We start from the raw sequence: 13,843 nt of genomic DNA, 5'->3' as shown, positions 1-13,843 counted from the left end.
CCGTTTGCTGAGGTACAGAAAATTCTGTACTTTCAGAACTAGATATTTTCCGGGGTTCAGTTTGAAGCACCTGTGGAAATCACCCGACGGGGGTTCAAACCCCCGTTTCATAGCGAAAGTCCTCTTGCATAGGACTGAAATTTTCTTCCAGTCCTATGCAAGAGGACTTTCGCTATTAGCAAGGGAATTGATTCCCTTGCGGGTTTTGGGGCTTAATTACCTTATCCCAACACATCATCTACAGTAATATTAATATCGGGAAAAGCTAGTATAGATAAACTTTCACCGCGCACAAACCTCTGCACATTCTGATAACCTGTTGGCGATGGTGAGCGATAAACTTCAACGCATTGCTCGTTGATATCCACTAACCAAGCTTCCACAATACCATTTTCAGCATAAAGCGGAATTTTGACATTTCGATCAGATTCAACTGTCGTATCTGCCACTTCTATTAACAAAATAATATCCTGTATTTGAGGATGTCCTGACTCATAAAAATCTGGACGGGGTTGCAACAAGGCTACATCTGGCTGAGGTTCAGATCCTTCATCTAATTCAACAGGATTTTGGGGAGAAAGTATTATGTTATCTCCAAGAAGTTGGGTAAATAATCTGACCAATCTATTTACACCAGCTGCGTGTCTTCTACCAATTGATGTCATCTCAACAATTTCTCCTCGAATCAATTCTACTCTGTCATCCTCCGTAAGGATACCAGCATCAACCATTTGGTGATATTGCTCTACTGTAAATTTTCGTCTCAGTAATTGGACAGACATTGCTACCTCCACCATTGAATATTATTTGATTTTTCAATTATTTTATTTGATTTTAACACGAGTTTATCTATTCTATCACATCTAAGACTGTCTTGGGCAATAACTTATCCTTAAACCAGATAATTTTCGCTGGTGTATCGCTCACCTTTACCCCAGCTTTCTCCAAATTCAATCTTTCCGAAACAGCCAAAATTAAATTATCGCATTCAGCCTTTCGCGCTTGGGCGAATTTCTTTTGCAGATATTCAGGACGCCAATAACCAACTATTTCTAATAAGTAGGTTCTTCCATCGGGATGTACCAGGCGAAAATCAGGAATCATTACGCTACCGGGAATAGGAATAAGGTCAACTTCTCGCTCTAAAACCCAATCTGTTTTTAAGGAATCCCAGCGGTTAGCAAAAGATGCTTCCAACATACTATCATAAGGCTTCCCCGGTGGATAATGAGACACCAAACCGCAATCGGAATTAAGAGTGAATCTGCCAGTTTTTGATGCACCAGTATAGAAATCGCGAGTTTGCAAAGTGGCGCTGAGACTCCATTTGGTAACGTGCAGCAAAGCTGGGAGCATTTTAGCGATCGCTAACCCATATCTCGTGCTAGGCTTAAACAAACTTGTCGGCCCATCAATAGTAATTGTAAAACCGTGGTCGGCATCACCCTCAATGTATGTCATTAATTGAAATAGTTTTAAATAGCGAAATAATAACTTATATTCACCCGGAACATTGCGATGAGCATTCAGAGTCATCTGACTGGCGCGATAAAAAACTCCCTGCACTTGAGATAGATTGTAACGATGCAATAAATTTTCGGCGATGGGAGCATCAAACTGAGTTAAAATACGATTTTCTTGTAAATCGGCATACAAACCAGTCCGAATTTGTTCTGGCAGAACTTCTCGATTTAGTTCTTCACTGAGCTTGTCAGCTAAGCCGCTCAATGTTTTAGCAGTTGCGGGCAAACTAGGAATAGATCGGGCCGCTAAAACAAACACGCGATCGCGTAATTCCTGGGGTTCCAAAGGACTAACAACCTCAAAAGTACAAAAACTACTTTTGAGCAGATGAACTAATCCTCTAATTAGGCGATAATCAGGACTATCGCCTTCAAATTCTGACAACTGATTATCTAATTCTCCTTGAGTTTTACCGACAGCTTCCTCAAAACAAGTAATCAAATCGATCGCTAATTCCAAATTGCGATCGTCAATCTTCAGGCGCTTCGGAATTATCGTCTCCCCATTTTGCCGGTGACTCAGCAACTCGCTTGGTAACATTTGGATTTTGGATGTTGGATTTTGGATCTTGCATTGAATATTTCTCTGGAGGATTTTCACCCCATGATTCCGGCGACTCAGCAGCTAAATAACCACTCTGGTGATTTACCTCATAAATTGGTTTAGACGGCACAACCTTTAAATTCCCTTTCTTCTTCTTCTTCTTATTATCCTTTCCTATTTCTTGTGGTACAGGCGTCTCGCCTGTAACTCTTATCGGTTCGTTTTTCTTCTCCACTCCCCGCCGACGTTCAGAAGTACCCTCCTCACTCGTATTTTCAGTCACCACCTCATAAAGTACAGCGCGTTTATTCTCATCATTCCCCTTACGCAAAATCCGCCCCAGTCGCTGAATAAACTCGCGCTGGGAACCAGTACCGGATAAGATAATCGCAATACTGGCAGCCGGAACATCAACACCTTCATTTAAAACATGAGAAGCTACCAGACTTTTGTATTCCCCTTCCCGAAAGCGCGTTAAGATTTCGTGGCGTTCTTTTACTGGAGTTTGATGAGTAATTGCCGGGATTAAAAACTCCTGGGAAATCCGGTAAACGGTAGCATTGTCGGCTGTAAATATAAGAGTGCGTTCGGGATAATGTTCGGCAATCAAATTACCGAGAACCCGCAACTTGCCATCAGTACCTAAAGCAATTTCCCTAGCTTCCCGGTGAGATAGCATAGCACGGCGTCCGCCTGGAGATCTAGCACTCATTTGCACAAATCGCTGCCAACCTTCCAAACTGCCTAAACTAATCTTTTCTGATTTCAAGAAATCATTGCGAATTTTGATAAGTTCGGTGTAGCGATCGCGCTCCAGTTGCGATAACTTCACTTTAATGGGAATAATCTCATGCTGCGCTAGCGCTAAACCAGCCAATTCCTCAGCCGTTTTGCGATAAACTACCGGGCCGATGAGATGATTGAGATCGGTATGCTTGCCATCCGATCGGTCCGGCGTTGCAGATAATCCCAGACGATAAGGTGCGATCGCATATTCTGCAATTACCCGATAAAATTCCGTTGGCAAATGGTGACACTCATCAAAAATTAACAGCGCATAGCCATTTCCCAAAGCCTCAGCATGAATCGCCGCACTATCGTAAGTAGCAACAAGAATCGGCGTCCTATCCCGCGAACCGCCACCCAGCAACCCCACCTCTACATCGGGAAAAGCCGCCACCAATTGAGCATACCACTGGTGCATCAAATCCAACGTTGGCACCACAATCAGCGTACTGCGAGGCGTTCCCTGCATCGCCAGTTGAGCCAAATAAGTCTTACCAGCCGCAGTCGGAAGCACCACCACCCCCCTCCTTCCCGCCAACTTCCAAGCCATCAACGCCTCACTCTGGTGCAGGTAGGGTTCCATTTCCACACTAGGGATCAATTCCAGCGGCGCAAATGCCTTCGCCTCATCAATAAAGTTAGTTCCTTCAGCTTGCAACGCTTCCACCAGAGGGCGATAGTGGATAGCGGGGATGCGAAATTTCTCCACGCGATCGTCCCAAGTAGCGAATTCCACCCAGATTTTTCCCCTTGGCGGCGGATGCAAAATCAGAGTGCCCCTGTCAAAAGATAATGTGGGAGTACGAACCATTACTTCTTCAAATTCTCGTTCACCCCGATAATTTTAAGGCTAGCAACTTAAGGCGGTACAGTTTGATAGGGAGACAAGGGAGACAAGTTCTTTTCTACGGTGTGTCCCGCTTTAAATTGGTAGTCAACTTAAAAAAAATCCTAATCTTTGAAGCGCTATCAAGCATGAAACCGACACAACCTTGGCATTGGCGAAAGCTCCCTCTTGCTAATCGTAGTGGATCGCAAGTCTTCGAGGCGCTATTTCTTCATCCCAGAAATAAAACCAGCGACAATCTCGAAACACTGCAAAGTCATTCCTGTCAGCGGATTGCTACCCTCCTAGAAAGTCCAGTTACACCAAACAGCACCCATCTGGCTCGATATTCTATCTGTGCGGGTTCTCCTCGCTATATTGAGAGTCAACCGCAGCTATGGACACCCCCTGTAGGAGACATTCTTCCCTTTCTGCGTCGCCTCCTCAACTCTCATCATCAAGATGAAGACGCGAATATGAAAGCGGAGTCAATACTTCCTGCTGAACTTCCCTTTACAGGCGGTTGGCTAGGATGGCTGGGATATGACTTGGCGTGGGAGATTGAGCAACTTCCCCAACTCAAAGCCGATCCACTTCCTTTCCCAACTGCTTACTGGTACGAACCAGAATCCTTTGCAGTTCTGGATTGTCAACAACAAATTTTGTGGTTAGCCACCACTGACTCCGCGCAACTCGATTCTATGCAACGTCAGCTAAATCGAGCAGATAGAGAGACAGGAGTTCAAAATTCACCGTCAGCCTGCAAAACTAATCCCATCACTCCCATTTTCCAAATGTCTCAGGAGGATTATGAAGCGGCGGTACGACAAGCTCAGAAATATATTCAAGCAGGCGATATTTTTCAAGCTAATTTGTCCTTGCGGTTTGAAGCGTATACCCCTTTTGATAGCTGGTCAATTTATCGAGCTTTGCAGCAGATTAATCCTTCCCCCTTCGCCAGTTATTGGCAGACTCCTTGGGGGGCAATCATTAGCTGTTCCCCAGAAAGGTTAGTTCAATTATCAGGAAGGCAAGTTGAGACTCGACCGATCGCAGGAACGCGATCGCGTGGCGCTACCTCTACGGCTGATGAGCAGTTAGCCGAAGAATTAATCTCAAACATCAAAGAAATAGCCGAACACATCATGTTAGTTGACCTAGAGCGCAATGACATCGGCAGAGTGTGCGAGTGGGGGTCTGTAAAAGTTGATGAACTGCTCACTATTGAACGCTACAGCCACGTCATGCACCTTGTCAGCAACATCGTTGGTACGCTAAACCCAAACTATGATCCTGTAGACTTGATTCGAGCCGTATTTCCCGGAGGGACGATTACTGGTTGTCCGAAAGTTCGCTGCATGGAAATTATTGAAGAACTCGAACCCGTAAAACGCAACTTATTTTATGGTTCCTGCGGTTATCTAGATTGGCGGGGAAACCTCGACTTAAATATTATGATTCGCACTTTGCTATATACTAATATGAGCGATTCTACATCTGGGGCAATTGTTTTCGGACAAGTCGGTGCTGGCATTGTTGCCGATAGCGACCCCCAAAAAGAATGGTATGAGTCTCTCCAGAAAGCACAAGCTCAACTCAACGCTCTAAATCTGGCAGAGATATTTCAGTCAAATTCCGCCAGTCACTGATTTGTGTATTATAAAACTGGCTCTTTCGGAGTTGTTATGCTTTTGTTCAAAAAAATAACATTTTTATTCTCCTGCTCCTCTGCTTAAATAGCATAGTAAATACGGAAGAGTTATCCCTTCTAATCCCTATACTCAGAATGCCTCATGCCACCAGATAACCAAATGGCTGTCGAATTCCGCGATGTCACCTACTCCCTAAACCGCCGTCCTCTAGTATCTAATCTCAGTTTCACGATCGGGCCTGGGGAAACCGTCGTATTGCTGGGACGCAGCGGCAGCGGTAAGACGACGACTATGAAGCTAATTAATAGCCTGCTGACACCAACTACAGGGTCGGTTCGCGTTGAGGGGATGAGTACTGTTGAGTGGAATCCAATTAAGTTGCGGCGACAGATTGGTTATGTGATTCAAGAAACTGGCTTGTTTCCCCATTTCACGGTTGAGCGTAATGTGGGATTAGTACCTAGTTTAGAGGGTTGGAGTAGCGATCGCATTCGCCAGCGCGTTTTTGAACTACTGCATCTAGTTGGTTTAGATCCCCAAGTATTTGCACGCCGCTATCCCCACGAACTATCCGGCGGACAACGCCAGCGCGTCGGCGTCGCACGCGCACTAGCAGCAGATCCCCCCATATTGCTGATGGATGAACCCTTCGGCGCACTCGATCCCATCACGCGCCTGGAACTGCAAGGGGAGTTTCGTCGGTTGCAACAAGACTTGCGTAAAACGGTTGTCTTTGTCACCCACGATATTCAAGAAGCATTTGTCTTGGCATCGAGAGTTGGTTTGATGCAGTCAGGACGCTTAGTGTTGTTGGGGACTCAGGAGGAATTTTTGCGATCGCAACTACCAGAAGCACAAGCTTTCATGCAATGTCTAAAAAGGAACTAGGAAAGTAAAAAAAAGGTTATATCTTGTTCGGTTACATCTGTACATGAGTGAGATCGTCAAGTTGTCTGTTGTCATCGTTGGTTACATTTTTACCGCAGATGAAGACAGATGAACGCAGATGAACGCAGATAAGAATAATCACAGGTTTTTTTTATTGACCGATGTGTAAGGACATGATATTTTTTACTAAAATCGCTGATTTCTCTATGAGCTAATACAGAAAACTATGAAGGATTTTTTCCTATTTAAGTATGGCTGGGAAATTTTATCCCACACCGGCGAACACTTGTTTCTGGTAGGCATTTCTATTGGCATTGCTACAATCGTTGGCATTCCGCTTGGCATCCTCATCACCCGCCAGCCGAAATTTAGCCAACCGATTTTAGGCATTGCCAATATCATGCAAACTATTCCTAGTTTGGCGTTGTTTGGCTTTCTAATTTCCGTACCGCCGCCAATTGGGGGAATTGGTGACACTCCAGCAATTGTCGCCCTCACACTTTATTCTCTCCTGCCCATTATCCGCAATACCTACGTTGGCATTAACGGCGTCGATCCGGCTATCCGCGAAGTTGGAAGAGGTATGGGTATGACCGATCGACAACTGTTATTTCAGGTTGAAATTCCATTAGCAATAGGCGTTATTCTAGCAGGGGTGCGCGTAGCTACAGTCATTGCTATTGGTGTCGCTACTATTGCTGCTGCAATTGGCGCTGGCGGTTTGGGAGTGTTCGTTTTCCGGGGTATCGCCGTGGTGAATAATCAACTAATTCTTGCTGGTGCAGTTCCAGCTGCTGTAATGGCTGTTTTGGCGGATTTTGCTATTGGTTGGTTGGAATATCGCCTAACACCAACAGGCAAAAGGAAAAAGGAAAAATGAAACAAAAGAGATTATTAACGTTGTGCCTTTTAGCTATTTGTTTGGTAGTTGCGATCGCAAGTTGCAACCCCAATGTTAATAGCCGTGGTGCAGACATCGTTATCGGGTCAAAAGATTTCACCGAACAAGACATTTTAGGCGAAATTTTAGCACAGCAAATCGAAGCCAAAACTAATCTAAAAGTAGACCGCAGATTTCGTCTTGGTTTCACTTATGTATGTCATAAAGCTCTATTGGCAGGTCAAATTGATGCCTACGTTGAATATACGGGAACAGCGTTGACAAGTGTTTTGAAACAAAAGCCGATTAGCGATCCGAAACTTGTTTATCAACGATTGAAACAAGCTTACGCCAACCAATTTGAATTGTCAGTCATGCCATCGTTAGGTTTTGAAAACACTTTCGCCATAATTGTGCGGGGAGAAGATGCTAAAGCGTTAAATTTGCAAACTCTTTCCCAAGCTACTAAGTATACACCCCAATGGCGAGGAGGATTCGGCTACGAATTTTTAGAACGGGAAGATGGATTTCCCGGATTAGCAAAAACTTACAATTTACAGTTTGCCAAACCACCCCGCGTGATGGATTTGGGGCTGATGTATCGGGCTTTGATTCAGAAGCAAGTAGACATGATAGCGGGAAATTCAACTGATGGACAAATTGCCCGATTGAATTTAGTAGTTTTAAAAGACGATAAGCAATATTTTCCCCCTTATGAGGCTGTGCCGATCGTGCGTTCTGCTACCTTAAAAAAATATCCCCAACTGCGTCAGGCAATTCAGCAATTGGGCGGATTGATTACGGCAGACGAAATGCGACGTTTAAACTACCTGGTAGAGGGAGAACTGCGAGATGTTAAAGAAGTGGTGCGAGAGTTTCTCCAGTCGAAAGGTTTGGTATAGCAGCAGGTACGTTGTTGCGCTTTAGCGCTCTTTTAGCCCTGAAGCGCAACAACGTACCCAAAGCCAATGGAACTAACTAGCAACTTGAGTTATTTAGCGCCATACAGAAAATGCAATTATATTTGCATAACTCACGATAAATTTAGATCTACATCTGTGTTCATCTGTGGTAAAAAATATCTACGCACTCACTTTAACTTTATAAAAATCATGAGTCTGTTTGCCAACCAATCTCGTATCTTTTCCAGATATGCTCGGTTTTTGCTGTTTCTGTTGATTATTTGTTTCTCCATTTCCCTATTTTGGGGCCAGGAACCGACAAAATCCGCCTTTGTTCCGCCACTGCGAACCAAAAAAGGGATGGTGGTTTCAGCTCATCCCCTTGCTTCTGATGCGGGACTTTCCATGCTACGCAAGGGCGGCAATGCCGTAGATGCGGCGGTAGCAACAGCTTTTGCGATTTCAGTGGTGGAACCTTTTTCGGCAGGGATTGGCGGCGGTGGCTTTTTGATGCTGCATTTGGGGCAAACTGGCGAGATGAAGGCGCTAGATTTCCGAGAACGAGCCCCCCTCCGGGCTACGCAGAATATGTATCTGGATGAACAGGGGAAGGTGCGCCCAAATGCCAGCGTTACAGGCTATTTGGCGGTGGGGATTCCCGGTACGGTGGCTGGACTTTATGAAGTGCATCGTCAGTATGGTAAGCTTCCTTGGCAAGAGACGATCGCACCTGCTATCCGTCTGGCTAATGAAGGCTACGTCATCAGTTCTCTCGCCTCTGAGCGTTTTGCTTCGGTGTCGGAAAGCCGCAAGGATGCCATTCTCAATAATCCGGTGGCACGTCAAATTTTCGCTCCCAATGGTAGATTGTTGGGACGGGGAGATCGTGTAGTGCAGCGAGATTTAGCACGCACTTTACAGAGGATCGCTAAAGATCCGCAAAGTTTTTACACTGGTGAAATTGCTCGTACCATTGCCGATGATATGGCAAAAAACGGCGGTCTAATTACTCTTGAAGACCTCAAAAGTTACAAACCAACTTGGCGATCGCCTTTATGCGGTACTTTCCGAGTTTACCGCATCTGTTCAATGCCACCGCCTTCTTCTGGAGGCGTTCACCTCTTGCAAATTTTGAACATTATTGGCGATACCGATCTAAAATCCTTGGGATGGCACCACCCCGATGCGCTGCACCTGCTTGTGGAAGCGATGAAAATTGCTTATGCCGATCGCGCAGTTTATCTAGGCGATCCGGATTTTGTCAATGTTCCGGTTGCAGCGCTCACCAGTCGCGCCTATGCTGTTAAAAGGCGTCAGGAAATTTCTATGCAAAGGGCGCGACCTTCAAGCGAGGTGATAGCAGTCGATCGAGACACTTTGCAGCGTTTTGTTAATAGTAAAGAATCACCGGAGACAAGTCATATCAGCGTTGTAGACGAACAGCGCAATGCGGTCAGCCTTACCTTTACTATTAATTATGGTTTTGGATCTGGTGTAGTTGTGCCTGGAACAGGCATTTTGCTAAACAACGAAATGGACGACTTTGCAATTGCACCGGGTGTACCGAACCTTTTTGGTTTGGTGGGTGGAGATGCAAATGCGATCGCACCCCGCAAAATCCCGCTTTCCAGCATGACTCCGACGATCGTGACTCAAGACGGACGCTTGCGTTTGGCAACTGGTGCGCCGGGTGGCAGCACTATCATCACCACCGTACTGCAAGTCGTACTCAATGTATTAGAATACGACATGGACGTTGGTGCGGCTGTTTCAGCTCCCCGCATTCACCATCAGTGGTTACCCGATCGGCTCAAGGTAGAACCATTTGGCTTGGATGTTGCCACTTTGGAAGAACTGCGTCGTCGGGGACATCCGATCGAGCAGCAAACTCCTTGGGGTAATGCTAATGCGATCGCACTCACCTCAGACGGTTTTTTAGAAGGCGCAGCCGATCCCCGTGCGGAAGGTTCGCCTAGTGGTTTTTAAGCTACCTCTGCGTCTGCATTTGCATTCAGGAATAAAGGTTGCTGCACTTCGCTGCTGGGTACTAACTTCCAGCCTGCTTTGGTTAATTTCTGATAAGTTGCCCAACCTTTAGAACCATCTGGTTCGCGGTAGTCTGACGCAGCATATTGAGGAAAAGCTGTATAAGGTCGCCACCCTTCGTTGGATGCTAATTTTAAATGCAATATTTTTTGTCCGTTTGTACCAAAGGCAGGTAACCAGCACATCTGTCCAGCCATAAATAAACTCCTTCGCGTAGTTAAGGGAGGTGAAGCTGCAAGCAGGCTGTGTGAGGATGCGCTTTTTAGCTTCTGTTTTCAGCTAACCTACCCTATGTTGACTAATTTGTCAATATCATCGCAAAAATTTATGAATACCTACCTCATCCTTACAGAGTAGTTTTGCTTTAGTTATCATTCTTTGGATATCAACCTTACGCAAGATTTAATAATTATTGGCGATATTGGCAGCGAATTTTGTAGCGGATCTATCAAATGAGTGACTTCGCCTCGAACAAATTATTTATTCGTTACATTCGCTACAAAATCTATTACCCCTACTTCTGAATTTTTAATTTTTAAGCTTTAATTTGTAATTGGTCCGATCGGGGGTTAGCAATAGCAGCACGGATGGCAGTTGCTTGTTTATTGTACTCACCGTCACTGAGTACTGGTGTGGCATCCGCGATCGAAACTGGTTCGACCAAATCGATCCAAGACTTGCAGCCGGCATATTCTGGTCGGTAGGGAACGAATTGAGGTTGAGCGAGTTTGTAAGTACGCAGCAATAAAATATACACTGGCTGACGGTGTTTCCATTTGAGACGATCGCTCACAAATTGCTCGTTCCAAATGTGGTAAGGTAGCAGTGCTTTTACGCTGGGCTCGTAACTCACCATAAAAATATCAGTTATCTTCGCCCAAGCACCGATTCGCACAGTTTCTGGGTGCCAACCGGATTCTACTGGGCTTACTTTGCCAGCATATTCTGGTTTGAGCAAATCCGGTTGTTGATGTTCAAAAGTTGGATAAAGTAAAATCTCGTCCTGGGCAACTTTGAACTGGTTCCCCTCCTCGCGGATGCCGCCCTTACGAAGCAGCACAATGGTTTTGCCTGACTCCAAGGCATCGACAGCAACTGCCCATTCCTTGAGTGCGTGAGTAGTCGATCGCATAGTTTTTCAGTTGAGTTCTTCTTCCAGGCTAGCGGTTACAGCACCAGTCAGCAGGCTGGATTCACTGATAGTGGTCCCGGTTCAGGAAGAGTTTGTATCCGACATACCCGACCCCGCCTGCGATCGCCAAACCCAAAATTATGGAAACGAAACTCACAGCTGTGCCAAAAATCCAAACGCCAACCAGTCCCGTAGCGACAAATACCGTAGCCTTCGCCACTTTCTTTAGTTTTGCGTAAGAAAGCTGGAAGCGGTTGGGCTCAGGTTTCGCGGATCTAGGTATATGCTGTATAGAGATTTCTGCCTCTAGTTCTTTGAGCCGCTGCTCTATGGGGTCATCATTTTGAGGACTCATTAGTAGTCACCGAGTTGAAGACTATGACTTTGTTATACAGTCTATCCTCCCAAAGACGAGGATTTGTGAATGTAAGCAGAAATTTACACCGTCGCTTTTAGTACATAAGACAGATGTTGCATCCACCGCCGCTTGCTGCAAGTCAAGATAGTTAAGAAGGCACAATAAACTCGGTATCAGACATGGAAATGCGACGCTTGGGCACCTCCGATGTGTATATCTCGCCCATCATTATGGGTACTTGGCAAGCTGGGAAAGCCGCGTGGGTAGGAATTGAGGATTCCGAAACTATCAAAGCTATCCGGGCAGCTTTTGAGGCGGGTATTACAACGATCGACTCTGCGGAAGTATACGGTCAAGGCCATTCTGAGCAGATTGTCGCACAAGCTTTATCAGATGTGCGCGATCGGGTGGTTTACGCCACCAAAGTTTTCGCCAATCATCTCAAGTATGACCAAGCGATCGAGGCGTGCGATCGGTCCCTGAAAAACCTCAAAACCGACTATATCGACCTTTACCAAATTCATTGGCCTTCTGGCGCTTTCAAAAGTGAAGTTGTACCGATCGAAGAAACGATGAAGGCGATGAACGATTTGAAACAACAAGGAAAAATTCGGGCAATTGGTGTTTCTAATTTTGACCGCGTTCAGATAGAAGAAGTTAGCCAGTACGGACGCATCGATAGCCTACAGCCGCCCTACTCTTTATTCTGGCGTCAGGTAGAAAAAGATGCTATGCCCTACTGCATCGAAAACAATATTTCCATCCTTGCTTATTCCTCTCTGGCGCAGGGATTGTTGACGGGAAAATTCAGATCCAGTCACAAGTTTGAGGCAGCAGATAACCGCGCTAAGAACAAGCTGTTTATGGGTGAGAATTATGAGCGGGCGCAGTCAGCTTTAAGCAAACTGGGGCCCTTCGCCGAACAACATCAATGCACTCTTGCCCAGCTGGCGCTAGCTTGGTTAATTGCCCAACCACAAACGAATGCGATCGTCGGTGCGCGTAATGCCGAACAATCAGTACAAAATGCCAAAGCATCTGATGTCAAACTATCTCCTGATGAACTAGCGGAAATAGACGCCATTGGCCGCACTGTCACCGATTATCTCGATGACAGTCCAATTATGTGGAATTGGTAATTAGAAGAAAATTTGGTATGTTGTTGCGCTTTAGCGCAACAACATACCTGAATATAGAATCTGGAAATAATATCAGATCGTGTCCTTAGAGATCGTTTATCTAAAAAATTCCTGTGATTATTCTTATCTGCGTTCATCTGCGTTCATCTGTCTTCATCTGCGGTAAAAATTTAACCACCGATGAAAACAGACAATTTGACGAGATCGCTTATTAATATATAACTAAATCGGTAATTAAAGGCAAATGATCAGAACCAACATTCCCGCCAGTCCGAACCTTCAAAACCTTAATTTCTGGACTTACCAGACAATGATCTATCGGAATGGATAATAGCGGCATATAATAAGTAGGCCAAGACGGTAGGACGCCAAAGCCATATCGCGCATTCCGCAAGCCTGTCTGATGTACAAAATGCTTGTAATACGGCGACCACATCGTTATATTGAAATCGCCGAGCGCCAAAACTGGTGTTTTTATTTTTGCTATATAATCTCCCAGTTCTGCTAGTTCTTTATTTCGGAAATTAAAACTAGATTTTTTGGTAGGAATGCTAGTATGAATAGTTAAAACTGAAAGAATTTTATCTTTAAGTTTTATCTGTGCAAATATAGTTTTTTTGCCTTCACCCAAATATTGAATTGATGATTTTTGCAGCGGTATTTTACTATAAATAGCTGTTCCGAATCGCGAGTCATCTCGGTGAACAACAGAATAGGGAAGAATCTCTTGTAAAACTGTTAATTCTTTTTCCCAAGACTCGCTGACCTCTATAAAAACTGCTAGATCTGGGTCTTCTCGCTTTACTAGGGATATTACCTGAGAATACTGTTTGTTTCTATATAAAACATTGGACTGCCAAAGTCGAAATTGTTGTGCGGCTGTTGGAGTGGCGATCGCAGTTTGAGGCAAATACCACGGCAGCACTTCAATCAAGTTAATTAAAATGCAAAAAAGACTAAGAATACACCAAGCTTTTTGGCGAGTAATCAAAAAGAAAAAGAAGGTACAGAATCCAATAACCAAATATTGCAGTTTAAAGCTGGAGGTGAGGTCTAGAATATAGTGTAATTCTCCCAGGTAGCCAGTTAGAGAAAAGAGGATGGTTAAAACCGTTGTGAGAATAAACGTCGGGCCGATCGCACGGGACGCTCGTTTGGCTATCATTT

At 45.0% G+C, this 13,843-nt stretch carries 13 protein-coding genes; 6 read left to right on the top strand and 7 right to left on the bottom strand.

Going from position 1 to position 13,843, the window contains the following annotated elements:
• Window positions 1-221 precede the first annotated feature (221 nt).
• The 3 genes from LAY41_RS15705 to LAY41_RS15695 all read right to left on the bottom strand — a co-directional run bounded on the left by LAY41_RS15705 (window position 222) and on the right by LAY41_RS15695 (window position 3,664).
• Window positions 222-782, bottom strand: a complete 561-nt coding sequence (locus tag LAY41_RS15705) for a Uma2 family endonuclease (RefSeq protein WP_249099555.1) — start codon at window positions 780-782, stop codon at window positions 222-224.
• A gap of 67 nt (window positions 783-849) precedes the next feature.
• Complete coding sequence (locus LAY41_RS15700) at window positions 850-2,064, bottom strand: DUF790 family protein (protein WP_249099553.1); 1,215 nt, start codon at window positions 2,062-2,064, stop codon at window positions 850-852.
• The gene (locus LAY41_RS15695; protein WP_249099550.1) at window positions 1,994-3,664 is read right to left on the bottom strand and encodes a DEAD/DEAH box helicase family protein; all 1,671 of its coding nucleotides are present in this window, start codon (window positions 3,662-3,664) and stop codon (window positions 1,994-1,996) included. The genes LAY41_RS15700 and LAY41_RS15695 overlap by 71 nt, the downstream gene beginning before the upstream one ends.
• A 164-nt stretch (window positions 3,665-3,828) precedes the next feature.
• Between LAY41_RS15695 and LAY41_RS15690 the strand changes: the two genes are divergently transcribed.
• The 5 genes from LAY41_RS15690 (at window position 3,829) to ggt (ending at window position 9,987) form a co-directional block, all read left to right on the top strand.
• On the top strand, window positions 3,829-5,328 hold the full coding sequence (locus LAY41_RS15690) for an anthranilate synthase component I (protein WP_249099546.1): 1,500 nt from the start codon (window positions 3,829-3,831) through the stop codon (window positions 5,326-5,328).
• Window positions 5,329-5,472: 144 nt separating this feature from the next.
• Window positions 5,473-6,219, top strand: coding sequence for an ATP-binding cassette domain-containing protein (locus LAY41_RS15685; RefSeq protein WP_249099544.1), 747 nt, complete (start codon window positions 5,473-5,475; stop codon window positions 6,217-6,219).
• A 226-nt stretch (window positions 6,220-6,445) separates the two neighbouring features.
• The gene (locus LAY41_RS15680) at window positions 6,446-7,099 is read left to right on the top strand and encodes an ABC transporter permease (RefSeq protein WP_249099541.1); all 654 of its coding nucleotides are present in this window, start codon (window positions 6,446-6,448) and stop codon (window positions 7,097-7,099) included.
• A complete protein-coding gene (locus LAY41_RS15675; RefSeq protein WP_249099539.1) occupies window positions 7,096-8,001 on the top strand; it encodes a glycine betaine ABC transporter substrate-binding protein in 906 nt (301 codons plus the stop codon). The genes LAY41_RS15680 and LAY41_RS15675 overlap by 4 nt, the downstream gene beginning before the upstream one ends.
• Window positions 8,002-8,211: 210 nt before the next feature.
• Window positions 8,212-9,987 (top strand): gamma-glutamyltransferase, encoded by a 1,776-nt coding sequence (ggt, locus tag LAY41_RS15670; RefSeq protein ID WP_249099537.1) that lies wholly within the window; start codon window positions 8,212-8,214, stop codon window positions 9,985-9,987.
• On the opposite strand, the gene LAY41_RS15665 is transcribed toward ggt, so the two are convergent.
• The 3 genes from LAY41_RS15665 to LAY41_RS15655 all read right to left on the bottom strand — a co-directional run bounded on the left by LAY41_RS15665 (window position 9,984) and on the right by LAY41_RS15655 (window position 11,534).
• Window positions 9,984-10,244, bottom strand: a complete 261-nt coding sequence (locus tag LAY41_RS15665) for a hypothetical protein (protein WP_249099533.1) — start codon at window positions 10,242-10,244, stop codon at window positions 9,984-9,986. The two genes, ggt and LAY41_RS15665, sit on opposite strands and share 4 nt — an antisense overlap.
• A 338-nt stretch (window positions 10,245-10,582) precedes the next feature.
• Entirely contained in the window at window positions 10,583-11,179 is a 597-nt protein-coding gene (locus LAY41_RS15660) for a DUF1802 family protein (RefSeq protein ID WP_249099528.1), read from the bottom strand.
• Window positions 11,180-11,240: 61 nt separating this feature from the next.
• Window positions 11,241-11,534 (bottom strand): hypothetical protein, encoded by a 294-nt coding sequence (locus LAY41_RS15655; RefSeq protein ID WP_249099525.1) that lies wholly within the window; start codon window positions 11,532-11,534, stop codon window positions 11,241-11,243.
• A 182-nt stretch (window positions 11,535-11,716) separates the two neighbouring features.
• On the opposite strand from LAY41_RS15655, the gene LAY41_RS15650 reads away from it, so the two are divergent.
• Window positions 11,717-12,676 carry an aldo/keto reductase gene (locus LAY41_RS15650; RefSeq protein ID WP_249099522.1) on the top strand — a complete coding sequence of 320 codons (960 nt, stop codon included), beginning with the start codon at window positions 11,717-11,719 and terminating at the stop codon, window positions 12,674-12,676.
• Window positions 12,677-12,887: 211 nt separating this feature from the next.
• Here the strand turns inward: LAY41_RS15650 and LAY41_RS15645 are convergent, their stop codons facing one another.
• Window positions 12,888-13,841: an endonuclease/exonuclease/phosphatase family protein gene (locus LAY41_RS15645; RefSeq protein WP_249099519.1), complete on the bottom strand. Its 954-nt coding sequence runs from the start codon at window positions 13,839-13,841 to the stop codon at window positions 12,888-12,890.
• Window positions 13,842-13,843: the final 2 nt, after the last annotated feature.

It is taken from the genome of Argonema galeatum A003/A1 (assembly GCF_023333595.1).
Classification (GTDB): domain Bacteria; phylum Cyanobacteriota; class Cyanobacteriia; order Cyanobacteriales; family Aerosakkonemataceae; genus Argonema; species Argonema galeatum.
This window is presented reverse-complemented; position numbering and strand designations above follow the sequence as displayed.